Below are 23984 nucleotides of genomic sequence, written 5' to 3' on the forward strand. Positions count from 1 at the left end.
GGCGAAGTCGCGCACGTCCTGGCTGATCTTCATCGAGCAGAAGTGGGCCGCCTTGACGGATTCCTGAGAAGAATTTGCGTTCCGCTACTGCGATTTATCGAGGCCAAGCGACTGAGCCTGATGTTCGATGCGGGCGACGATGTCCATGAGCATGCGAGAGGCTTCGTCAGCTGTTTGCAGTGCTTCGAGGAACAGCTCCGCTTCGGCCATGTATTCGTGAACGAGGAGATTGCGGAGTTTCCTCGCGCTGATGAATGATTCGGTGCTTTCCACCCAACCTGCCTTTTCGGCATAGGCAAGGTTGTCCAGCAAGGATGTTGGGGTGCCGCCAAGGAGAAAGACAAATCGCGGAATGAGTTTGTCGCCGATGTGGTCTTGCAGTCTACCGAAGCGGCTGACGAATGCGTCAATCTTTTCCGCGAGGTCGTCGCGCTGGGTGAGGTTGCACACCCACTCCAAATCCATGTGCTGCGCATACAAAGTGCGATGGGTGTAGGCGAGGTGGGTCGCTTCCTTCCTGGCCAGGTTAAGCGCGAGCAGGGCGTTCTCGGCGTGCTCTGGCAAGTAAGCAAGGGTCATAGCAGCACACCGGTGCGTTTGGCGATGCCGAAGATCGGCGCCTCGGCGGTGCGCCCATCCTTGAGCAGGACATCCAGTTTGCGGTCGCCCAACGCCATGATCAGTGCGCCATAGAGATTGCAGAGGACCTTGGCACGGTTGGGAAACTTTGCTTCGGTCTCAACCAGTAAATCTATGTCGCCGCCGCGCAGGTTGTCGTCCACGCGCGAACCGAACAGCCAGACGCGACTCTCCGTACCCAGTACTCGGGCCACGGTGCTTTTGGTGATCTGTGCCTGATCCGGTGTAAGACGCATGCTGCTTCCTCTCTGCTGGCAACTCGGTGTTTCTAACCGGGAAAATCATATCATGCCCCGGGTTTGAGTGGCTTCCGCAGTTGTCAAGCCTTGTGATAAACCTCCGCCCCCTGCTTCACAAACTCCACCGACTTCACTTCCATCCCTTTCGCCAGTGCTTCTGCTTCAGCGATGCCCTGCGCGGCGGCGAAGTCGCGCACGTCCTGACTGATCTTCATCGAGCAGAACTGCGGGCCGCACATGGAGCAGAAGTGGGCGACTTTGGCGGATTCCTTGGGCAGGGTCTCGTCGTGGAATTCGCGTGCGCGGTCGGGGTCGAGGCCGATGTTGAACTGGTCTTCCCAGCGGAATTCGAAGCGTGCCTTGCTCATGGCGTTGTCGCGGATCTGCGCGCCGGGGTGGCCCTTGGCTAGGTCGGCGGCGTGGGCGGCGATCTTGTAGGTGATGATGCCTTCCTTCACGTCGGCCTTGTTGGGCAGGCCGAGGTGCTCCTTGGGTGTGACGTAGCAGAGCATGGCGGTGCCGAACCAGCCGATCAGCGCCGCGCCGATGGCGCTGGTGATGTGGTCGTAGCCGGGGGCGATGTCTTGGGTCAGTGGGCCGAGTGTGTAGAACGGTGCTTCGTGGCACCACTTCAATTGCAGGTCCATGTTCTCTTTGATCATGTGCATGGGCACATGGCCGGGGCCTTCGATCATCACTTGCACGTCGTGCTTCCACGCGATCTGCGTGAGTTCGCCCAGCGTCTTCAGTTCGCCGAGTTGCGCTTCATCGTTGGCGTCGTAGACTGAGCCGGGACGCAGGCCGTCGCCGAGCGAGAAGGTCACGTCGTAGGCTTTCATGATCTCGCAGATCTCTTCGAAGTGCGTGTAGAGGAAGTTTTCCTGGTGGTGTGCCAGGCACCACTTGGCCATGATGGAGCCGCCGCGCGAGACGATGCCGGTCATGCGCTTCGCGGTCATCGGGATGTAGCGCAGCAGCACGCCGGCGTGGATGGTGAAGTAGTCCACACCCTGTTCGGCTTGCTCGATCAGCGTGTCTTTGAATATCTCCCAGGTCAGGTCTTCGGCCTTGCCGTTCACCTTTTCCAGCGCCTGATAGATCGGCACGGTGCCGATGGGCACGGGCGAGTTGCGGATGATCCATTCGCGCGTCTCGTGGATGTTCTTGCCGGTGGACAGATCCATCACCGTGTCGCCGCCCCAGCGGATGGCCCAGGTCATCTTCTCGACTTCTTCCTGGATGCTGGAACCGAGCGCGGAGTTGCCGATGTTGGCGTTGATCTTCACCAGGAAGTTGCGGCCGATGATCATCGGCTCGCACTCGGGGTGGTTGATGTTGGTGGTGATCACCGCGCGGCCGGCGGCGACTTCATCGCGCACGAACTCGGGGGTGATCTCCTTGGGCATGGCTTTGCCGAAGTTCTCGCCCGGATGCTGTTTGAGCATCATCTCGGAAAGGCCGTCGCGCTTCTGGTTCTCGCGGATGGCGATGTATTCCATCTCCGGCGTGATGATGCCTTTGCGCGCATAGTGCATCTGCGTCACGTTCTTGCCGGGCTTGGCTTTTCGCGGCGTGTGCTTGAGGTTGAAGCGCATGTCGGCCAGCGCCGGGTCGCCCAGACGTTGCTGGCCGTAGTCGGAACTCAGGCGCGGCAATTCCTCAGTGTCGCCGCGCTCGGCGATCCATGGTGCGCGCAGTTCTTCCAGACCGGAACGGATGTCGATCTTCACTTCCGGGTCGGTATAGGGGCCGGAGCAGTCGTAGACGTAGATCGGCGGGTTCTTCTCGACGCCGTTGTTCAGGTGGGTGTCGCTCAGCGTGATCTCGCGCATCGGCACGCGGATGTCGGGGCGCGAACCTTGCACGTAGATCTTGCGCGAGTTCGGCAGCGGCTTGATCGCGGCCTCGTCAACGTGGGCGGTTTTGGATAGAAACTCAGGTGCGTTCATGATGGTGCTCCAAAATGCTGGGAGCACCGGATGGATGCTTCCCTACGACGGCATGACCCGTACAGGTTCAAAGGGTGTGTCTCACTCCGCCATCGCGGAGACCCCTAGCGAGGGACGCAAGGTACTGGATTGGTACGCCAAAAGCAAGTTTCCGGTAAACCATAACCTGACACACGGTGAGGAATTTGCATACAATCCCCGCCTCGGGAATTTTTTCTTGGTGATCGCGAATGAAGGGACTGATCAGGGTAATCCTGCGCATCATTGCGCAACTATTGTTTCGATTACAGGTGCGCGGAGACGCTTCAGTCTTAAAGACGGAACGGTTGCTCATCATTGCCAATCACGAGTCCTTCCTGGACGGTTTGCTGCTCGGCCTGTTCCTTCCGGTCAACCCGGTGTTTGTAGTCCATACCGGCATCTCCCGGCTCTGGTTTTTCCGGATCATCCTGTCGTTGGTCGATTATCTGGCCGTTGATCCGACCAGCCCGATGGCAATGAAGAAAGTCATCAAACTGATCGACACCGGCCGGCCGGTGATGATTTTTCCGGAAGGGCGCATCACCGTTACCGGCAACCTGATGAAGGTCTACGAGGGGCCTGCGTTCGTTGCCGCCAAGACCGGCGCAACGCTGGTGCCGGTCCGGCTGGACGGCGGGGCACGCAGCTATTTTTCACGGGTGTCCGGCAAGATGCCCAAGCAACTGTTCCCGAAAATATCCATTTCCATTTTGCCTGCGACGCGTATCGCCATGCCGGACGCACCGTCGGCAAAACTGCGCCGTCGCATGGCGGGTGAAGCGCTGCGCCGCCTGATGCAGGAAATGATCTTTGCTTCGCACCCCAAGCAGACCCTGTACTCCGCGTTTATCGATGCAACCGAAATATTCGGCCGCAAGCGCCGCTTGCTGGAGGACATGAAACAGATCGAATATTCCTACAACGATCTGCTGAAGATGGTGCTGGTGCTGGGCCGTCTGGTTGCCAGGGAAACTTCGGAAACCGAGCGCGTCGGCCTGCTGCTGCCTAATGTCGCACCGACGCTGAGCCTGATTTTCGGCCTGACTGCATTGCGGCGCGTGCCTGCCATGCTCAATTACACGGCGGGCACGGACGGGCTGCAGGCGGCCTGCGTGGCGGCGCAGATTCAGACCATCGTCGCATCGCGCGCCTTCGTGGAGCAGGCCAAGCTCACGGACAAGCTTTCCGGATTGCAAGCGGTACGCCTTATCTACCTGGAAGACCTGCGCGAACAGGTCGGCCTGGCGGACAAGCTGTGGCTGGTGCTCTATGCCTTGCGCCGCCCGCGCGCGATCGAGCTGCCCACAGCCCCTGATGAACCTGCCGTGGTGCTGTTCACCTCCGGATCGGAAGGCAAGCCCAAGGGCGTGGTGTTGTCGCATCGCGCGCTACTGTCAAACATCGCGCAGGTACGCGCGGTGATCGACTTCTCGGTGGACGACAAGGTGCTCAACGCCCTGCCCATCTTCCATTCCTTCGGGCTCACCGCCGGCGCGTTGCTGCCGGTGCTGACCGGCGCCAACCTGTTCCTCTACCCGACGCCGCTGCACTACCGCGTCATTCCGGAACTGGCTTACGACCGCAACTGCACAGTCCTGTTCGGCACCAGCACGTTCTTGGGAAACTACGCTAAATTTGCCCATCCATACGACTTCTTCCGTCTGCGTTATGTGATCGCGGGGGCCGAAAAACTCTCCGACGCGGTACGCGGGATATGGTTTGAAAAGTTTGGCATCCGTATTTTTGAAGGGTATGGCGCGACCGAGACGGCGCCGGTGCTTTCGGTCAACACACCGATGACCTACCGAACCGGGACAGTGGGGCACCTGCTCCCGGGCATTGAACACCGTATCGAGCCGGTGCCCGGTATCGAGGATGGCGGCTTGTTGCATGTGCGCGGCCCCAATCTCATGTCCGGGTACCTGCGATTCGAAAGACCCGGCGAACTGGAACCGCCGTCCTCCAGCATGGGGGCGGGCTGGTACAGCACCGGCGACATCGTCAACATCGACGGGGACGGTTTCCTGAAAATCGTCGGGCGCGTGAAACGTTTCGCCAAAGTGGCCGGTGAAATGGTCTCGCTGGAGGTGGTGGAGAAGATGGCCGTGCTTGCCTCACCGGGTGGCACGCATGCCGCTTCCACCCAAGCCGACCCGCAGCGCGGTGAAACCATCGTGCTGTTCACCACCGATGCCGGACTTACCCGTGACGTGTTGCAAACCGTCGCGCGCGACAACGGCTGGCCGGAGATCGCCGTGCCGCGCAAGATCCAGCGCGTCGATGCGCTGCCGCTGCTCGGCACCGGAAAACTGGATTACATGACGCTGAAGACCTGGGCGGAGACGGCATAGTCCGATGCAGAGCATGAACGCGAATCGCCGCCGTTTCCTGCAGCAACTGCTGGCTGCCGGCTTTGCGCTGGCCGCTACGCCCGCCAGTGCCGGTCTGCTGAAAGGCAGGCTGCTCAACGCCTGTGGAACCATCCTCCCGAAATACCTTGCCGAACATCCGATTGTCACCGCAGCGTGGTCGGGAATCGTGCCCGAGCGGGTCTGGGACGCGCATGCCCATATTGCGGGCACGGGTGATTCGGGCAGCGGGATTTACACCTCGCCAGACATGGATAGCGTATGGCACCCGGTGGAATTTGCTCAGCACGAGTTTTATCTGGATGCGGCCTGCGCCGAAAAAACGCGGGTTGACCTGAGCTATGTCGAGCGTCTGGCGCATCTGGTCGAGGAACTGAAACCCGGCTGCAAACTGCTGTTGTTCGCCTTCGAACAGGCATACGACGAATCGGGCAGGGCGCTGCCGGAACGCACCGCATTCCACGTTCCGAATGCCTATGCCCGCGAACTTGCGCGCCACTATCCGCAACATTTCGAGTGGGCGTGTTCGATTCATCCCTACCGGCCCGAAGCCGTTGACGCACTGGCGGCCGCCGTGTCGGACGGCGCACGCGCGGTCAAGTGGCTGCCGTCCGCGATGGGCATCGATCCCGCGTCGCCGAAGTGCGATGCATTTTATGCCGCACTGGCGCGGCTGGATGTGCCATTGGTCTGCCATTGCGGCGAGGAGAAAGCCGTCGAGGGCGCGGGTTTTGAGGGCGGGAACAATCCGTTGCACCTGCGCCGCGCGCTCGATGCCGGCGTGCGGGTAGCGGTCGCGCATTGCGCATCCATCGGCGAAGATATCGATCTGGATCGCGGTAAACACGGACCTTACGTGCCGAGCTTCGATCTGTTCGCGCGGATGATGGGGAATGACGATTACCGGCAACACCTGTTCGGGGATATCTCGGCGGTCGTGTTGCGCAACCGCCCGTCCCGGATCCTGCGCGCGATCATCGAACATCGCGACTGGCATGCCCGCCTGCTCAACGGCACCGATTACCCGCTGCCCGGCGTGCTGCCGCTGACTTCTCCGCATCGGTGGGCCAAGGCCGGGCTGCTCGACAGCGCGGCAGTGCCGGTGCTGAACAAGATACAGAATTACAATCCGCTGCTGTTCGACTTCGTGCTGAAGCGGCAATTGCGAGTCGGCACGCAGCAATTGCCGGCCGGCATTTTCCATACCCGTGACTTTTTCCTGCGGAGCGCCATATGAGCGGGCAATTCCACTTGCTGCAAACACGCCGTTTCCTGCCTTTTTTCGGCACGCAATTCCTTGGCGCATTCAACGACAACCTGTTCAAGAATTCGCTGATCGTCCTGCTCACCTTCCAGGCGGCGAGCTGGACCACGATGCGGCCCGAGTTGCTGGCCAACCTGGCGGCAGGGATTTTCATCCTGCCGTTCTTCCTGTTCTCCGCCACTGCCGGACAGCTTGCCGACAAATACGACAAGGCGCAGCTCGCGCGCCTGGTCAAACTGCTGGAGATATTCATCATGCTGGTGGCGAGCGTGGGCTTCGCCCTGCACAGCCTGAACCTGCTGATGGGGGCGCTGTTTCTGTTCGGGATGCATTCGACGCTGTTCGGCCCGGTGAAATACGCCATCCTGCCGCAGCATCTCAAGGAAGAAGAATTGATCGGCGGCAACGCGCTGGTGGAAGCGGGGACCTTTGTCGCGATCCTGATCGGCACGCTCGCCGGCGGACTGATGGCCGGGCTGCCGCAGGGTGCCGTATGGATCAGCATCGGCGGGTTGCTTGTGGCTGCCGCAGGATACCTTGCCAGCCGCCAGATTCCGTCGGCACCGCCGCCTGCCGCCGAGTTGCGCATCAATCCCAACCCCGTCACCGAAACCTGGCGCAACATCGGTTTCGCACGCGAGAACCGCACCGTGTTCCTGTCGATACTCGGCATCTCGTGGTTCTGGCTGTATGGCGCCATGTTCCTCGCGCAATTCCCGGCCTTTGCCAAAAACGTGCTGGGCGGATCGGAAACGGCCGTCACGCTATTGCTGGCGGTTTTCACGATCGGCATCGGCGTCGGCTCGATGCTGTGCGAAAGAATGTCCGGAAAAATGGTGGAGATTGGCCTGGTGCCGTTCGGCTCGATCGGGCTGACGCTGTTCGGCCTCGACCTGGCATGGGCCTCGCCCGCCATGCCGCCTGCCGGCTGAACCGCTGAGCGTGGCGGCGCTGCTGGCCGAACCGGGCATGTGGCGCGTGCTGTTCGATCTGGGTGCGCTGGGTCTGTTCGGCGGCTTTTTCATCGTGCCGCTGTATGCCCTGGTGCAGACGCGCAGCAAAGCAGAATTCAGGGCGCGGATCATCGCCAGCAACAACATCATCAATGCCCTGTTCATGGTGGTGGGTTCGCTGGCCGCAGCGGCACTGCTCGGCGCCGGCCTGTCGATACCGGCGCTGTTCGGCGTGGCCGCCGTGTGCAATGCCGCAGTGGCGGTTTACATTTACAAACTGGTGCCGGAATTCCTGCTGCGCTTCATCGTCTGGATACTCGTGCATACGGTATATCGTCTGGACAAACGCGGCGTCGAACACATCCCCGATGAAGGCGCGGCAGTCCTGGCCTGCAACCATGCAAGCTTCGTCGATGCGCTGATCATCGCGGCAGCCAGCCGCCGGCCGGTGCGCTTCGTCATCGACCACCGCGTGTTCCGCTGGCCGATCCTCTCCTTCGTGTTCAAGGCCGGCCGCGCCATCCCCATCGCGCCGGAAAAGGAAGATGCCGCACTCAAGGCGCAGGCCTTCGACGAGATCTCTCAGGCGCTCGCGGCGGGTGAACTGGTGTGCATCTTTCCGGAAGGCAATGTCACAGCCAATGGCGAGATTTCTCCCTTCCGCCCCGGCGTCACGCAAATCGTCGCGCGCGATCCGGTGCCGGTTATCCCGATGGCGCTGTCGGGTCTGTGGGGCAGCATTTTCTCGCTCGCCGATGGCAGGGTGCTGAGTAAACCCTGGAAAGCGCGACCGTTCCGCAGGGTGGTACTGAATGTGGGCGAGCCCGTAGTTCCCGGGAGTGTGTCGCTGAAGGAATTGCAAGGCATAGTGGCAACATTGCGCGGGGAGGTGCGTTGACATGCGGGACGGCATGCATGCGTACTGACGGAGAATCCCGATATGCGGCTTGATCGATCATGGATGCTTTTGTTGCTGGGTCTGCTGGGTCTGCCCACTCCTTCGCTGGCGGTACAGGAAGATGCCGCCATGGAATTCATCGGCCGGCAGATCGCAGCGCATGACGGCCGGAGCGGTGCATATGTACTGGATACCGGTCCGGACGCTTTACAGGCGCGTGCGTGGCTGGCGGATCATGCCCGGCACACGATAGAGGTGCAATACTTCATCTGGAGCGCCGACAACATCGGCATCCTCGCTGCCGAGGCGCTGCTGCGCGCCGCCGATCGCGGCGTGAAGGTGCGCGTCATCGTGGATGACCTGCTGATCGATGCGCCGGACAAATCCCTGCTTGCCCTCGCGTACCATCCCAATGTCGAAATCCGCATCTACAACCCGAAGAATTCGGTCGGGGTGCCATTGCTCAAGCGCATATTGAATGTGGCCGTCGACTTTCGCGGCGTCAACCAGCGCATGCACGACAAGACCTTCATGGTCGACGGCCAGGTGGCGATCACCGGTGGGCGGAACATGGCCGCCGAATATTACGACTACAACCACGAATACAATTTCCGCGACCGCGATGTGCTTCTGCTGGGCAAAGTGGTCACGGCCATGCGGGCCAGCTTTGAAAATTTCTGGGGCAGCGAGCTGGCCGTGCCGGTGGAAGAACTTTACGACGGGCTTGGCCTGATACAGAAGAACGTGAAAGTGACCGACGGGGAAATTGCGAAGATTTATCGCGACCTGCACGACTACGCCGGCTCGCCGGACAACTTTGCGCCGGAAGTGCATGCCGCGATCAATAATATGCCCGGCTCGTTTGAACAATTGGCCGGCCAGATAAGCTGGGGAGAGATCGAGTTCATCAGCGACCGGCCCGGCAAGAACGATAAGCACATGGGCTTGGGCGGCGGCGGCCTGACTACGGAAGCGCTGGCCAGACTGGTCGGGTCGGCCACCGACCATATCGTGATCCAGTCGCCCTACCTGGTGCTGTCCGGCGATGCGAAGGAGTTGTTCAGGCAAACCCTGGCGCGCGGCGTGCGCGTGCGCATCAACACCAATTCGCTTGCCTCCAGCGACAACATCCAGGCTTCCAGCGGATACCGCAACCAGCGCCGTTCATTGCTCAAAATGGGTCTGGAGATTCATGAATACAAACCCGACCCGGAAGAACGGCAGCCGTTGATCCGGCGCGCACTCGATGCCAAACAGAAACCGCCGGTGTTCGCGCTCCATGCCAAGACCATGGTGGTGGATTCGAAGACAGTCTTCATCGGCACCTTCAATTTCGATCCGCGCTCGGAGAATCTCAATACCGAAGTCGGCGTGATCATTCGCGACGAGGCGCTTGCACGCAAAGTCGAGGCGGCGATAGAAACCGACATGCGGCCGGGCAACAGCTGGAACGCGGCCACGGACGACCCGGATCAATACGTGCCGCTTTCCAGGCGCAGCCAAGTCAGGTTCTGGCAGCTGATGCCGATCAAACCGCTGCTGTAAGGCATACATGAGGCGCATCAGAAAATGAGCAACCGGAACAACTGTTCGATTCCCATCCCGCAAAAACATGCCGGGATCAGCCGGTTGCCTGTGGTGGATTATCACGATATTCGCGACGAGTTACGTACCGGCGATCTGCTGTTTTGCAGCGGCAACAAACCCGTCTCGCGTGCCGTGCAGGCGGTAACGAACAGTCCGTACAGTCACGTCGCATTGGTTGTGCGCATGCTATCGGTTGACCGTATCCTGTTGCTGGGGGCGGAATGGCCATATGGCGTGCGCGTGGTTTCGTTGAGCAGTTATCTGACCGACTGGAATGGCAGCGGCAAACCGTATCTGGGGCACTTGATCGTCGGCCGCCATGGCGGCCTGGATTTGAAAAGCGAAGAGATGCTGAAGATATTCCTGTCGGAACTGATCGATGTGCTGGGGCAGCCATACAGCTTCCGCCGTGTGCTGCGCATGGGACTGCGCGAACTGGCCGCACTGATCGGCCTGCGCTTCCGCAGGCTGCGCATCAAAAAGGCGGCGGTATGTTCGGAATACGTCCATCGCGCCCTGTCCAGATTGGGAGTGCGCATCAGATGGAATCAGAAGGGATATATCCTGCCGGTTGACATTGCCGCCGACCCGGAGGTGATGCTGGTGTGCCGCTTGTCGTGATCCAATCCGATCAACATGGAGCATCAGTACCCGGCAAACAACAGATACCTCCCTTCTCAGACGGTCACCCGGATGCTTCTCGTCAGCCCAATATCTCCACCCGCCCGTTCCTGCCATCCACCTTCACCCGCTGACCATTGCTCAGGCGAGCCAGCACGCCGCGCACGCTCATCACGGCGGGTATCTGCATTTCGCGTGCGGTGACCGCGCCGTGCGAGAGCGGGCCGCCGCTTTCGGTGATGACGGCGCAGGCGCTATAGAACAGCGGCGTCCAGGCGGGGTTGGTGGTGCGCGCGACCAGCACCGCGCCTTTGGGGAAGCCGGCGAAGTCGTCGGGGGAGCGCACCACGAATACGCTGCCTTCGGCGACGCCGGCGCTGCCGGCGAGGCCACTCAGCACGTCGCCGGAGGCGCTTGCCGCGACATCGTCTGGCGTGTCTTCGCTGAGGTTCCATGCAGGCGTGCTGTCGCGGTGTTTCAGATATTCCGCCTTTTCTTCGCGGATGGCCGATGCCAGCGCTGACCATAACGCCGGGGTGTCGCTTTCGATGGCTTCCTGCAACGCCCGGTAATGGGCGAAAAATATGTCCATTGGATCGTCCAGCACCTTGCGCGTCTGCAAATGTTCGCCGAGACGGCGTAATCCCTTGCGCAGCGGCAGCGTGAGGCGGGTGGTGTGGTAATGCTCGACGTCGTCCAGTGTGGTGTAGGCGCGCACCAGTCGCAAGACTTCGTGGAAGAAGAAATGCAGCCGTTGCGGGATGCGTGCATACAGTGCAAGTTCGGCTTCATGCATCGCCAGTTTGAGTTGGCGTTCGCGCTCGCGCGGAGCGTCTTCCTGTGGCATCGCGGCCATCAGGCGCAGGTTGTCGAGCACCAGCCAGGGCGCTTCCAGCCAGGTCGGCTGGTAGGGGTCAAAGTCCACTTCGCGGTGGCCGTGGTCGCGCAGGAATTTCTCGAATTGCGCGGCGAAACCGGTATGCGCCTCCAATTGGCCCGTCTCGATCAGCGTGCGTGAAGGCGCCGACGCGATCATTGCCCCGAGATTGGTATCGCTGCGGATCTCATTGGCCAGCGCGGCCAGTTCCTTGTTGATGATGCCGGTCTTGGTTTCGGTGTGGGCGATCAGTGTATCGAACAGCGCCGCCGCTTCCTGCGGATTGCCGGTCAGCATCTGCAGCAGACCGTGCAACAGACGATAAAGCGTGCGCTGGGTGATGGAGATGGCGATGTTGGGCAGGAAATAATCGGCGCCGAGCCGGTTCACGCGCAGCACGTACTGCCACACTTCGGCCAGGCTCTCGCCTTGCAGGTTTTCGGCGTTGAGTTCGCCCAGCGTCAGCAGGTAGTAGTCGAGGTCGCGCGACCATTCCAGCGGCAGGTCCTGCACCCATGCATAGTCACTGCGCAGGTGCGGGATGGCGGCTTCCAGTTCCTCCAGGTTGCGGATCGCGAACGGCATGCGGCGGCCGTAGATTTCCACCGCGTTCTGGTTGCCGTAGATGTAGTGATCGAACATCGCGAACCACTTGCCGGAAAACGCCGGGTAGCCCATCAGCCTGAACGAGTGGTTGAGCGAGCGGTGGAAACCGTCCTCGACCATTTCCCAAGCCAGCGGCGTGATCACGTTGGGGAAGCGCTCGGCGGATTCGTCGCGCGTCCAGCGCGGCGGGATGCTGGTGATCGGGCGCGATTGCAGCAGCCACAGCTTGCCGGAACTGATCGCCCATTCGATGTCCTGCGGGAACTGGTACGAGGCCTCGACACGGCGCATCAGGTCGGCCAGTCCGGCGAGTTGTGTTTCGTCCATGCTGGCCCGGTTCGCATCCTCGCCTTCCACTTCGACCTCGACCGTGCCCTGTGCAGTGTTGACGATGCGCTGGGTTTTCTCGCCGATGGCGCTACCGAGCAGGCTGCCGTCGCGCGCCAGCACGAACTGGTCGATCGCGCCTTCGCCGCTGACCACCGATTCACCCAAACCGAAGTTGGCATTGACCAGCATCTCGTCGATGTTGCCGCTGATCGGGTTGAGGGTGAAGCCGACCCCGGAAATTTCTGACGGGATCATCGTCTGTACCACCACCGCCATGGTCGCCTGCAACTGGTCGAAGCCGAGCCGCTGACGGTAGGCGATGGCACGATCCTGCCATAACGAGGCATAGCAGGCGCGGATGCGTTCGAGGATGGCGTCTGCGCCGTGGATGTTGAGGTAAGTGTCATGCTGCCCGGCAAACGCCGCACTGGCCAGGTCTTCGAAGGTGGAGGAAGAGCGCACGGAGAATGCCGCATCGGGCGGAAATGCGGCAAGTTGCTGGCGCACGGAAGCCTCCAGCGAGACAGGTAACGGCATCTGCTCGAGCTCGGCACGCAATTGTGCGGCCTGTCCCTGCAGCTTTGCGGCGTTGGCATAATCAAATGCCGCGACCCGGCTGTGCAAGGTCGCGGCCGTCGCAATGTATTCGCGGTAAGCGCTTGCTGTCACCACGAACCCGGAGGGGACCGGAAAGCCGCGTTGCGTGAGCAGCGAGAGGTTGGCACCCTTGCCGCCGGAAAGCTCATGGCGGCAGGCATCGGGTTCGGTAAACGCGAGCGTCAGGTTCATGCGGGATTCTCCGTGGTTGGGGTGTATCGGTTCGCGATCCACAGTGCCCAGGCGGCCAGCAGTGCACCGCAGAGTACGTCGATCAGGTAGTGGTAGCGCAGGTACAGGGTTGAGCACCATAGTCCCAGGCACGGTAACAGGCAGATCCAGAAGCGGCGGCGGTTGTGCCGGAAATCGAAGCCGAGGATGAACAGAGACACCGCCACATGCAGGCTGGGGAACACGTCCACGCCGGTTGATCCCATCTTTACCAGCGAGGCATTGAACACCGTCAGCGGCCCGCCCGTCAGCTGCGTGGCGAATGCGTCGCCGAAGGCGAGGTACGGCCCGGCAGCCGGCACCAGCGTGTAGCCGAGGAAACCGACACCATAGAGCGAAAACAGGCCGGCGATGAAGGACTTGCAGCGCCACATCGGGCCGAGAAAATTCACCACTACCCCCATGATCAGATAGGGGAAGAAGAACAGGTAACACAGACTCATCAGTTCAGTGAGCCCCGGCGTGACCAGGTGCTGCCACAACATGGAGGGTGTGTCGCCGAGCAGCGCGCTGTCGATGCCGCGCAATATGGTGTCTTCCTTGCTGCTGGAGATTGCCGGCACGGCGGAGCGCATCTGCTGGAAATACACGTTCATCGCGACCGGGTAGAACAGCAAACGCCATCGCAACGAGGCATCGGTGTTGCGATGCCGGTCGTAGGCCACCAGCATCAGCGCAGCGAGCAGCCCCGCGCCGAACATCAGCGTGTCGCCCCAGAACATACCCTGCACGGAGAGCAGGCGCACGAAGGTGACGAGCAGGAACGCCCCAAAAAACATCTCGTGTTCATACAGTGCGGGCAGTGTCCGTGTGGTGCTAGGCATTCCGTGACCTCATGCAATCCTCCAGCGACGCGCGCCAGTTTAACAGCGGCTGGCGCAATTGCGGCGCCAGCGCCCAGTTGTGCAGTGTGATCGCCAGTTTCTGCACGCGGCGCAGCGATTTGATCCCGATGATGCTGACTGAAAGATAGGCCGGCCACAGCCATGGCAGATGCGCCCACAGCGCTGCGCAGAGCAACAATGCCGCCCACAGCAGCAAGGCGGGAAAGCCCGCCAGCAGACGCCACAACGCGATGGTATTGATGCCGTCGCTGAAGCGCTGTCCGGCCCAGCGTGCGATCAGTAACGGCGGCGCATTGAGCGCGCAGGCCAGCGCGGTAAACGGCAGCAACAGCAAGAACAGCAGCGGGTAAGCCCAGGCGTGACGCATCGGCATCAAGGGTACGCCCTGATGCAGCCACAGACGCCGCCCTGCCGGCGTCCCGAGAACTTCGGTTTCCAGTTTCGCTGCCAACGCCTCCGCTTCCGGCAGGCCGCGTTCCAGGGTTTTCAGCGCCGCAAAATAGCTGCGCCGGCTGCCCAGTGTCGCGGCATAGGCGATGCGCTCGCGCCGCGCAAAAGCTTCGGCATCTTCCGCCTGCACCGCCAATTCCTCGAGCGCGGCGGTGATGCGCTCGTGCAGGACTCGTACCCGCTCCGCATCGGAGGTCCCGGCGGGTAGCCGCGTATCGACGGGGTTCCCCGCCACCACCTCGGCGTCGCTCTGCCACACCCATGCCTGCTCGTAGTGGATGCCCAGCGGTATGACCACAGGTGCGGTACCGATATTTTCCAGCAATCGTGCCAGTGTGCGTGCCGCGCCTTTGTGGAAGGGCAAGTGGCGGCATCCCAGGTCGCTGGTTCCCTCCGGCAGGATCAACAGTTCGCCGCCCTGTGCAAGGTAGTCCGCACAGGCGTCTATTGCCGTGTTGCTGTTGGCGGATTCGGTAACACGGCCGGTCGCATGGTCCTTCTTCCGCGCAACTTCGATCCCGTCAAAAAAAACCCGGCCGATCAGGCTGCGGCGCAGTTGTACTGAAATCAGGAAATTGGCTCGAGGGAATTGTGATTTGTAAACGTAACCGTCAACCGCGCCGTTACGATGCAATGCCACAAAAAACAGCGGGCCTTGCCGGGGCAACATTTCCCCATTCAGCAAACGGACGCGATGGTAGTAGAGGAATACAAGCAGTTGGCTTAACAGCCGATACCAGCAGTTTTTCAGCATGTCCGCCCGTTCGAGGTGGTAAAAATTATGCCGGCAAGTATAAGTGCCCGCCCAAACGGAAACAACGCGGCCACTTTGCACGATCTGATGACATGATTGCGCAAGATTGTGCAGCCATGGAACCCGGTGGGTTGTTTACGAATGCCGATGCGGTTTCATGACCACCACATAGAGCAGCGGCATGACGAACAGGGTGAGCACGGTGGAGATGCTCAGCCCGAACACGATGGCGGAAGCAACCGGGCCCCAGATCAGGGATTTCCCGCCCAGCCCCAGCGCCAGAGAGAGCAGGCCGCCTATGGTGGTCGTGGTGGTGATGAGGATGGGCACCACGCGCCGCCGCGCCGCATAGACCGCCGCGTGGATGATGCTCATGCCGTCGGCGCGCCGCTGGTTGGCGGCGTCGATCAGCACGATGGCGGAGTTGACCGCGATGCCGACCAGCGCGATGACCCCGTACAACGTGTACAGACTGAGCGGGTTGCCCGAGAGCAGCAGGCCGAAGGCCACGCCGGTGAACGCCATCGGCACGGTGCTGATGATCATCAGGGGTTGCCAGTAGCTGCGGAACTGCGTGGCGAGGATGAGGTAGATCAGGCCGACGCCGAGCAGGAACAGCAGCAGCATGGAGTCCAGACTCTCCTGGATGTCGTCCATTTCGCCGGAATAATCGACCGATACGCCGGGAAACCCGGGCGAGAGGTTGTTCCATGCCTCGCGCGCCAGGGCATTGGCGGCGAGCGTGTCGGTGACGGTCTTGTCGAGATCGGCCTCTATGGTGATGGCGCGGCGCAGGTCGTAATGCTTGATCACCCCCTTGGCGATGCGTGATTCAGTCGTGACCAGACTGGCGAGCGTCGTGGTACCGCCGTTCGGCAGTGCGACCGGCACTGCCAGCGCGTCTTCGACATCGTCCAGCGGACGGCCCAGGGCGCGCACGCGCACCTCGATCTTCTCGCCCTGGCTGCGCGCCGCAGCGACGATCTCGCCCTCGCTGTGCAGGCGAACCAGACGGGCTACGGTCATGGGCGACAGGCCGGTGGCCTTGACCGCTTCACCGTCCACTTGCAGCACCAGTTCATGGCGGCCCGGCAGGTCGTCGTCGCCAAGGTCGCGGATGCCCGGGACAGCGGCCACCTTTGCGCGCAGTGCATCGGCGGCGCGGCGCAGTTCGGCATAATCGTCGCCGCGCAGACGCAGCTTGACCGGCTTGGAGGAAGGCGGCCCGCCGGACATGACGAAGAAGGACACCTTGCCCTTCAGCGGCAAGGATTCGATCTCCTTGCGCATCGCCTCGACGATGACGTCGGCATCGCGCATGTCGCCAACCCGGGGCAATAGCGATACAACCGTCTGTCCGTAGGCGTCACCGTAGAGCGGCTCCGTGTCGGTGAACTTCACCCCGGCGTAGGAGGCGACGGCGCGCGTCTCTTCGGGGCGCAGGTGTTTCCTGACGGCGACCTCCAGTCGCTCGGCCTCATGCAGCGTGGTCTCAATCGCGGTGCCCGGCGGCATGTCCAGGCTGACGTAGAACAGGCGCATCGGATCGAAGGCGAAGAAATTGGTCTTGACCAACCCCCCGACGACGGAGCCCACCGCCAGCACGAACAGCATGACGATGATGGCAAGCGTTTTGCGTGCATGGCGCAAGGACCACAGCAGCCAGCGCGAATAGCGCAACCGCAGGAGGTGGGTGAAATTGGTGCGCCAGACGTGCAGGCGCGAGGGGCGGCTGAAATCCATGCGCAGTGCGACCACATGCGTGGGCAGCATCCAGAAGGCCTCGAGCAGGCTGATCAGCAATGCCAGCGTGACCACGAAGGGGACCACTTTCATGAAGTCGCCGATGATGCCGGGCAGCAGCATCAGCGGCAGGAATGCGGCAATGGTGGTGAGCACCGAGGCGAGCACGGGCAGGCCCACGCTGCGTATCGCATTGAGCGCGGATTCCAGCGCGGATTCGCCGCGCGCGATGCGGAAATACATGTCCTCCACGATCACCACGGCATCATCCACCAGCATGCCGAGCGAGATGATGACGCCGAGCAGGACGGTGAGATTGAGCGTGTAACCGAGCCCGTTCAATATCCAGAAGGTGCCGAGCAGGGAGAACGGGATGCCGAGGGCGATCAGGGTGGCGATGCGGCTGCCGAGGAACAGCCAGGTGATGAACAGCACAAGGATCAGGCCTTGCAGGGCGTTGCGCTCCATCAGGCTGATGGCTTGTCGGGTGGGGACGGTCTGGTCGTCGAGCAGGGTGAGTTGCACACCGGAAGAAGCGATGCGCGTGCCCTGCTGCGCGAGATAACCATTGATGTGCTGCACCAGTTCCAGCGTATTGGTGTAGTTCTTCTTGTTGACGGCCAGCAGCACGCCGGGGCGGCCCTTGCGGGACACCAGACTGCCGGCCTTCTCGCGCCCGCGCGCCACTTCCGCGACCGCCTCTATCGGGATCGCCTGGGCGCTGTGCGGGGGTTGGAACACGGTCAGTCCGGCCAGATAGTCGGGGTCGCTGTCCTGCCCGACCACGCGCAACAGCCATTCGTCGTCGCCCACCCGGACGCGGCCCGCCGGCGTGTCGCGGAACCAGCCGGCCACCGAATCGGCGAGGTCGGCGGCGCTCAGCCCGCGTGCGGCCAGTGCATCGGGGCGGAATTCGATCTGCAGCTCGGGATCGGACAGGCCGGTGGTGAGCACCTTGTCCACCCCGGGCATGCGTTCGAGGTCCGATTTGATACGGTAGGCATGGCTGCGCAGGGTCTCGTCGAAATCGTTGCCTTCCACCAGGATCATCGCCGTGGGGAAGCCGTTGGAGGTGGTGATCTCGAACACTTCGGGACGCGTCGCGTCGCGTGGCAGTTCACGGTCGGCGGCGGTCTGTACCTCGCGGCGCATGTCGTTGATGCGCTTGTCGTAGACGCGTTCCGGGATGTCGCGGAAGCGCACCAGTATGCTGGCGATGCCCTCGCGGCTGGTGCTGGAGACGAAGCGGATGTCCGGGATGCGCGCGATGGCGTCTTCCAGCGGGTCGGTGATCTTCTTCTCCACGTCCTGCGCCGAAGCGCCGGGTAATGCGACGGTCACCACCAGCCAGTTGAAGTTGATCTCCGGGTCGCGCTCGCGCGGCATCATGTTATAGGACAGCATGCCCATCAAGAGCACTACCGCGAACGTGATGTTGGCGAACGGGTGGTTGCGGATCAGCGCGGCAAAAATCTTCACAGCGCCTCTTGACCGCGAGTCACGATCTGCGTGCCGGCGGGCAGGTCGGGGACCGCGACCGGGCGGCCTTCTTCGGCTTGCGGCAGTTCAAGGAAGCGCGGTTTGCCCTGTTCGAGCACGAACGTCCCGAGGCGACCGTTGCGCCGCGTGACAAGTTCCGTCGGCAGGTGGGGGAGGGGGCTTTGCCATACGATGCGCCCGCTGCTGCCGCTGGTCGCCGTTTGCCCGGTGAATTTCAGGCGTGCCTCCAGCAGGCGGGTGGATCGGCTGAGCGCGGGCGACAGACGGATCATTTGTACCGGGTAGCTGCCTTGCGGGGCGACGAAAGTGATCCTGCCGGCCTCGGTCAGCGAGCGGTCCTTTTCCTGGATGTCGGCGCGCACTTCGATGCGTGACAGGTCGCGCACCGTGATCAGGGGCGTGCCGGGCGCGGCCATCTCGCCCACTTGCGCGATGCGTTCCAGCACCACGGCGGGGAAGGGCGCGCGGATGTCGCATTTGCGCGCCGCATTGTGCGCGGTGTTGAGCGCGCTGCGGGCAACCGCAGCTTCCGCGCGGGCGCTTTCGGTCTGCGCGAACTGCATGTCCAGTCCCGCCGGCGAGATGAATTTCTGTTCGGCCAGTTTGCGGCTGCGTTCCAGTTGCGATTCGGCCACCCTGGCGCGCGCCTCGCCGGCCTTGAGGTTGGCCGCCGCGCGTTCGCTGGCGAGCAGGTAGTCGCTGCATTCCAGCCGAACCAGCGCTGCGCCTTTCGCCACCGTTTGCCCGGATTCGACCGGGATGCGCTCGACCCGCGCGGCGATCTCCGCGGACAGGCGGCTTTCGTTCAGGCTGACGGCTTGCGCCGAGGCGCTGCGTTCGGGATGGACGGCCACCTCGTTGAGCGGTCGGGTCTGCAAGGCAGGTGCGCCATGGGCCGGGATCGCCAGGCCGGTCAGCAGGACAAAAAGTATCGTTCGGTTCATTCGTTATCTGTCTCCGTACGGCGGCGATTATCCTAGCACAGCCGTTGACGGCCAAACGGAGTATCCTGCCGGTACCCGCCAATGTTGAGGTGGGCGGGGCGTGTTGTTATACTGCCCGGCGAACGGATGCAACCAGACAATCTATAAAGAAGATGGAGAGGGAGATGCAGAACATGGAACAGGCACGCTTCAACATGATCGAGCAGCAGATTCGTCCGTGCGAAGTGCTGGAGGGACGGATCCTGGAATTGCTCAAGCACATCCGCCGCGAAAATTTCGTGCCGGATGCCGCCAAAAGGCTGGCCTTTGCCGATATGGAGATCCCGCTGGGGCACGGCGCGCACATGTGGCAACCCAAACTGGAAGCGCGCGTCGTCCAGGAATTGCATCTCACCCGCAATGACAAGGTGCTGGAGATCGGCACGGGTAGCGGCTACCTGACCGCGTTGATGTCCGCGCTGGCCGGGCATGTCACCACGGTCGAGATCGTGCCGGAGCTGAGCGCTGCAGCCCGGAAGAATCTGGAGGCTTGCAAGCGCGACAACGTCACCTTCGAAGTGGGCGACGCATCCCGCGGTTGGGGCAACGACGCGAGCTTCGATGTCATCGTGCTGACCGGTTCGGTGCCGGTCTTGCCGGAGGGATTCCAGAACAGTCTGAATGTGGGCGGACGCCTGTTCGCCATCGTGGGGGACGCACCCGTGATGGAGGCGAAACTGATCACGCGCGTTGCCGCCGACACGTTCGAAACCGTCAATATCATGGAAACCAGCGTGGCGCCGTTGCAGAATGCCGAGCAACCCGAACGTTTCGTGTTTTGACCGTGGTCGCGCATTTGCGTAGCGCGCCACAAAAATGTAGTATTAGAAAACTCTAATATTAACGTTACGCAAACCCGATGAAATTCATACCGATCTTTCTGGCAGCATTCTTTGGCTTGTGCGGTTCGGCACAAGCCGCCGACTTGCTGGAGACTTTCCGTGCGGCGCAGGCGAACGATCCGGTGTTCGCCGCTGCGCGTGCCACGCAGCAGGCCGGGCAGGAGAAGCTTCCGCAGGGCCGTTCCCTGTTGCTGCCCAGCGTCAATCTCAATGCGAACAGTACCTTCAATGACCAGACCGTCCAGTACAAGGGCGCATTCCCGTTTCCCGGCGGCAACAACCGTTACAACAGCCACGGTTACGGGGTGAGCATCGTGCAGCCGCTGTTCCGGCAGCAGAGTTGGATGGCCTATTCCGAATCCGAATTGCAGGTCGTGCAAAGCGAAGCGCAATTCAGGATCGCTGGGCAGGATCTGATCCTGCGTGTCGCACAGGCCTATTTCGACGTGCTGAGCGCGCAGGACGGCGTGCAGCTGGCCGAGGCGCAAAAGGCCGCCATCTCCGAACAGCTGGAACAGGCCAAGCGCAATTTCGACGTGGGCAGCGCCACCATCACCGACACGCACGAAGCGCAGGCACGCCATGATCTGGTCAGCGCGCAGGAGATCGCCGCACGCAACAATCTGGAAGTCAGGCGCAACGCGTTGCAGCAACTGATCAACGCGATGCCGAAAGAGCTCAATCCGCTCGGCAAGGAATTCAAGCTGGAAACGCCGCAACCCGCCGACATGGAAAAATGGGTGGGCGACGCGCTGTTGAACAACCCGCAACTCGCCATCGCCCAGGCAGGCGCGGAGCTGGCCGAAAAAGAAGTCACGCGCAATCTCGGCGGGCATCTGCCGACGGTGGATCTGGTGGCCAATTATTCGAAGAGTTACGCCAATGGCGGCAGTTTCGGCGTGGGCAGCGACAGCAACAACAAAAGCATAGGCGTGCAACTGAACATGCCGTTGTTCCAGGGCGGCGCGGTGAATTCGCGCTGGCGCGAGGCGGAGGCCAATCGTGACCGCGCGAAGGAAGAGCTGGAAAACGCGCGCCGCATGATCGCGGCACAGACCCGGCAGGCCTATCTCGGCGTGGTCAGCGGCATCGCCCAGGTCAAGGCGCTGCAACAGGCGCTGGTCTCCAGTGAAAGCGTGCTGGAAGCCAGCCGGCTGGGACAGGAAGTCGGCGTGCGCACCAACCTCGATGTGTTGAATGCGCAACAGCAGTTGTATGCGACACGGCGCGACCTGTATCAGGCCGAATACGCCTATCTCATCAGTCACCTCCGCCTGAAAGCCGCTGCCGGCTCGCTCGGCGAGGAAGACCTGAATCGGGTCAATCAGGCGCTCCATTAATAATGGGCGACTCAATAGATTTTCTGCTCAAGGAAACATTGGAACAATTTCCACAGGTTTCCCTCGCAGTGCTGTTTGGCTCTGCGGCACGGGGCCATCAACAGCCTGAAAGCGATCTGGACATTGCTGTTGCTGCAAACCGGCCGCTGACTGCCGACGAAAAAATAGCCATTATCGGCGCGTTGGCCGAACGTACCGGACGGCCGATTGATCTGATTGACTTGAACGGCGTGGCCGAGCCATTGCTTGGGCAAGTGGTGCGGCATGGCAGAAAGATACTGGGGAGCGACACCCTTTATGGGGAGTTGATTAGCCGGCACCTGTTTGAGCAGGCGGACTTCATGCCGTATCGTGCCAGATTGCTTGCGGAAAGGCGGTTAGCATGGATCGGGAAGTAGTCGAACAAAAACTGGAATCTTTGCGCCGCTGTTTACAGCGAATAGAAACAAAGTGCCCTTCAGAGGCATCCACGCTGGTGGCGGACATGGATCTTCAGGACATTGTCGCGCTCAATCTCAGCCGTGCCGTGCAAATTTCTGTGGATATTGGCGCACACTTGATAGCGGGTATGGAAGTGCCGCCACCGGATACGATGGGGCAAACGTTCGACGTGTTGGCACAAGCGGGCTTCTTAAGCGATACGTTGGCAATCAACCTTAAGAAGGCGGTGGGATTTCGCAATATTGCCGTACACAATTATGAAAAGATTGACTGGATTATTGTGCATGGCATCGTGAAGCATCACCTTGCGGATTTTTCCGAATTCGCCAGGATAGTAGCAATCAAATTGGCAGGCTGAGCCCCTCCGCCTGAAAGCCGCTGCCGGCTCGCTCGGCGAGGAAGACCTGAATCGGGTCAATCAGGCGCTCCATTGATCCCCCATCCTGCTTGACAATAACCGGGCGGGGCTGTTGTAATGCGGGCTGTTCAATCAATGAACGCACCCCATGCCAGACGATCGCACCAGCTACGGCCTGCTCAAAACACTGCAAGACAACCCCGGTCTTTCCCAGAGAGATCTGGCGAAGCAACTGGGCGTCAGCCTCGGCAAAGTCAATTATTGCCTCAACGCCCTGATCGAGAAGGGCTGCCTCAAGGTCAACAACTTCCGCAACAGCGACAACAAGCTGGCCTACGCCTACTTGCTCACGCCGAAAGGTGTCGAAGCGCGCGCGCGCATGACGGTGCAGTTCCTGCAATACAAAATGGTGGAATACGAGGCCCTGAAAGCGGAGATCGAACACCTGCAACACGAGGCCGGACTGATCGACCCGGCCGTTTATCACGGCAATGAAACCAAGTAAGCAGAGGCACACATGAGCGCAACGGGCAAAAAAAAGATACTGGTAACCGGAGCCGATGGTTTCATCGGTTCGCACCTGACAGAGACACTTGTACGCCAGGGACATGACGTGCGCGCATTCGTGCTCTACAACTCTTTCAATTCATGGGGTTGGCTGGACAACTGTGCACAGGATGTGGCCGGGCAGTTCGAGGTGTTCGCCGGGGACATCCGCGATCCGCACGGGGTCAGGACGGCCATGCAGGGGTGCGATACGGTGATGCATCTGGCTGCGCTGATCGCGATCCCGTACTCGTACCACTCGCCCGATACGTATGTGGACACGAATGTGAAGGGGACGCTGAATGTCGTTCAGGCTGCACGCGAGCTGGGTGTGGGCAAGGTCGTGCACACCTCGACCAGCGAGGTTTACGGGACCGCCATGTTTGTACCCATTACCGAAGAACATCCGTTGCAGGGGCAATCCCCTTACTCGGCAACCAAGATCGGCGCGGACCAGATCGCGATGTCGTTCTACAACGCGTTCGATACGCCGGTTGCGACCATACGCCCGTTCAATACCTACGGCCCCCGGCAATCTGCCCGTGCCATCATCCCCACCGTGATCGCGCAGATCGCCAACGGCAAGCGCAAGATCAAGCTGGGCGCGTTGCATCCAACGCGCGATTTCAACTTTGTGATGGACACGGTGCGGGGATTCATAGCGGTCGCGGAATCCGACCGGTCCGTTGGCGAAGTGATCAACATCGGCAGCAATTTCGAGATATCCATAGGCGACACGGTGCAATTGATCGCCGAGATCATGGGGGGCGGGATCGAGATCGAAACCGAACAAGCACGCCTGCGTCCCGAGAAAAGCGAAGTCGACCGGCTCTGGGCAGACAACAGCAAAGCCAGGGAATTGACCGGTTGGGAACCTGCCTATGGCGGCAGGGAAGGGTTCAGGCGCGGCCTCGCGGAAACCATCGCATGGTTCACGCAGCCGGAGAACCTGAGGAATTACAAGGCCGATATCTACAATGTATAAACCCGCAATCCGGCCC

19 protein-coding genes, 1 pseudogene and 1 riboswitch are annotated in these 23984 nt (G+C 61.3%); of the genes and pseudogenes, 11 read left to right on the forward strand and 9 right to left on the reverse strand.

What is annotated here, in order from left to right; all coding sequences use genetic code 11:
* Positions 1-84 precede the first annotated feature (84 nt).
* The 3 genes from IPM27_07980 to thiC all read right to left on the reverse strand — a co-directional run bounded on the left by IPM27_07980 (position 85) and on the right by thiC (position 2827).
* Positions 85-579 (reverse strand): hypothetical protein, encoded by a 495-nt coding sequence (locus IPM27_07980; protein ID MBK9161489.1) that lies wholly within the window; start codon positions 577-579, stop codon positions 85-87.
* Positions 576-875: a nucleotidyltransferase domain-containing protein gene (locus IPM27_07985; GenBank protein MBK9161490.1), complete on the reverse strand. Its 300-nt coding sequence runs from the start codon at positions 873-875 to the stop codon at positions 576-578. Before IPM27_07985 ends, IPM27_07980 begins: the two co-directional genes overlap by 4 nt.
* 83 nt (positions 876-958) lie before the next feature.
* Complete coding sequence (thiC, locus tag IPM27_07990; protein ID MBK9161491.1) at positions 959-2827, reverse strand: phosphomethylpyrimidine synthase ThiC; 1869 nt, start codon at positions 2825-2827, stop codon at positions 959-961.
* Positions 2828-2849: 22 nt separating this feature from the next.
* A riboswitch (TPP riboswitch) is annotated at positions 2850-2943 on the reverse strand.
* A 114-nt stretch (positions 2944-3057) separates the two neighbouring features.
* Between thiC and aas the strand changes: the two genes are divergently transcribed.
* The 5 genes and pseudogenes from aas (at position 3058) to IPM27_08015 (ending at position 10540) form a co-directional block, all read left to right on the forward strand.
* Positions 3058-5199 carry a bifunctional acyl-ACP--phospholipid O-acyltransferase/long-chain-fatty-acid--ACP ligase gene (gene aas, locus IPM27_07995; protein ID MBK9161492.1) on the forward strand — a complete coding sequence of 714 codons (2142 nt, stop codon included), beginning with the start codon at positions 3058-3060 and terminating at the stop codon, positions 5197-5199.
* Between the two features lie 13 nt (positions 5200-5212).
* Positions 5213-6454 carry an amidohydrolase family protein gene (locus IPM27_08000; protein MBK9161493.1) on the forward strand — a complete coding sequence of 414 codons (1242 nt, stop codon included), beginning with the start codon at positions 5213-5215 and terminating at the stop codon, positions 6452-6454.
* Positions 6451-8332 (forward strand): annotated as a pseudogene (locus tag IPM27_08005) (MFS transporter). The gene IPM27_08000 and the pseudogene IPM27_08005 overlap by 4 nt, the downstream one beginning before the upstream one ends.
* 63 nt (positions 8333-8395) lie before the next feature.
* A complete protein-coding gene (locus IPM27_08010; protein MBK9161494.1) occupies positions 8396-9877 on the forward strand; it encodes a phospholipase D family protein in 1482 nt (493 codons plus the stop codon).
* Between the two features lie 24 nt (positions 9878-9901).
* Positions 9902-10540 (forward strand): hypothetical protein, encoded by a 639-nt coding sequence (locus tag IPM27_08015; protein MBK9161495.1) that lies wholly within the window; start codon positions 9902-9904, stop codon positions 10538-10540.
* A gap of 82 nt (positions 10541-10622) precedes the next feature.
* On the opposite strand, the gene IPM27_08020 is transcribed toward IPM27_08015, so the two are convergent.
* The 5 genes from IPM27_08020 to IPM27_08040 all read right to left on the reverse strand — a co-directional run bounded on the left by IPM27_08020 (position 10623) and on the right by IPM27_08040 (position 19417).
* Complete coding sequence (locus IPM27_08020) at positions 10623-13142, reverse strand: phosphoenolpyruvate synthase (protein ID MBK9161496.1); 2520 nt, start codon at positions 13140-13142, stop codon at positions 10623-10625.
* Positions 13139-14005, reverse strand: a complete 867-nt coding sequence (locus IPM27_08025; GenBank protein ID MBK9161497.1) for a phosphatase PAP2 family protein — start codon at positions 14003-14005, stop codon at positions 13139-13141. Before IPM27_08025 ends, IPM27_08020 begins: the two co-directional genes overlap by 4 nt.
* Positions 13998-15230 carry a 1-acyl-sn-glycerol-3-phosphate acyltransferase gene (locus IPM27_08030; protein MBK9161498.1) on the reverse strand — a complete coding sequence of 411 codons (1233 nt, stop codon included), beginning with the start codon at positions 15228-15230 and terminating at the stop codon, positions 13998-14000. The genes IPM27_08025 and IPM27_08030 overlap by 8 nt, the downstream gene beginning before the upstream one ends.
* A gap of 135 nt (positions 15231-15365) precedes the next feature.
* The gene (locus IPM27_08035) at positions 15366-18434 is read right to left on the reverse strand and encodes an efflux RND transporter permease subunit (protein ID MBK9161499.1); all 3069 of its coding nucleotides are present in this window, start codon (positions 18432-18434) and stop codon (positions 15366-15368) included.
* Positions 18435-18448: 14 nt separating this feature from the next.
* On the reverse strand, positions 18449-19417 hold the full coding sequence (locus IPM27_08040) for an efflux RND transporter periplasmic adaptor subunit (protein ID MBK9161500.1): 969 nt from the start codon (positions 19415-19417) through the stop codon (positions 18449-18451).
* Between the two features lie 164 nt (positions 19418-19581).
* On the opposite strand from IPM27_08040, the gene IPM27_08045 reads away from it, so the two are divergent.
* The 4 genes from IPM27_08045 (at position 19582) to IPM27_08060 (ending at position 22437) form a co-directional block, all read left to right on the forward strand.
* Positions 19582-20238, forward strand: coding sequence for a protein-L-isoaspartate O-methyltransferase (locus tag IPM27_08045; GenBank protein MBK9161501.1), 657 nt, complete (start codon positions 19582-19584; stop codon positions 20236-20238).
* A gap of 77 nt (positions 20239-20315) precedes the next feature.
* Positions 20316-21638, forward strand: a complete 1323-nt coding sequence (locus IPM27_08050) for a TolC family outer membrane protein (GenBank protein ID MBK9161502.1) — start codon at positions 20316-20318, stop codon at positions 21636-21638.
* A gap of 2 nt (positions 21639-21640) precedes the next feature.
* Positions 21641-22036 (forward strand): nucleotidyltransferase domain-containing protein, encoded by a 396-nt coding sequence (locus IPM27_08055; protein MBK9161503.1) that lies wholly within the window; start codon positions 21641-21643, stop codon positions 22034-22036.
* Entirely contained in the window at positions 22021-22437 is a 417-nt protein-coding gene (locus IPM27_08060; protein MBK9161504.1) for a DUF86 domain-containing protein, read from the forward strand. The genes IPM27_08055 and IPM27_08060 overlap by 16 nt, the downstream gene beginning before the upstream one ends.
* On the opposite strand, the gene IPM27_08065 is transcribed toward IPM27_08060, so the two are convergent.
* Positions 22421-22573 (reverse strand): hypothetical protein, encoded by a 153-nt coding sequence (locus tag IPM27_08065; protein MBK9161505.1) that lies wholly within the window; start codon positions 22571-22573, stop codon positions 22421-22423. The two genes, IPM27_08060 and IPM27_08065, sit on opposite strands and share 17 nt — an antisense overlap.
* A 12-nt stretch (positions 22574-22585) precedes the next feature.
* On the opposite strand from IPM27_08065, the gene IPM27_08070 reads away from it, so the two are divergent.
* Positions 22586-22942, forward strand: coding sequence for a MarR family EPS-associated transcriptional regulator (locus IPM27_08070; protein ID MBK9161506.1), 357 nt, complete (start codon positions 22586-22588; stop codon positions 22940-22942).
* Positions 22943-22954: 12 nt separating this feature from the next.
* The gene (locus IPM27_08075) at positions 22955-23968 is read left to right on the forward strand and encodes an SDR family oxidoreductase (GenBank protein MBK9161507.1); all 1014 of its coding nucleotides are present in this window, start codon (positions 22955-22957) and stop codon (positions 23966-23968) included.
* Positions 23969-23984: the final 16 nt, after the last annotated feature.

This window comes from Nitrosomonadales bacterium, assembly GCA_016716325.1.
GTDB lineage: Bacteria > Pseudomonadota > Gammaproteobacteria > Burkholderiales > Gallionellaceae > Gallionella.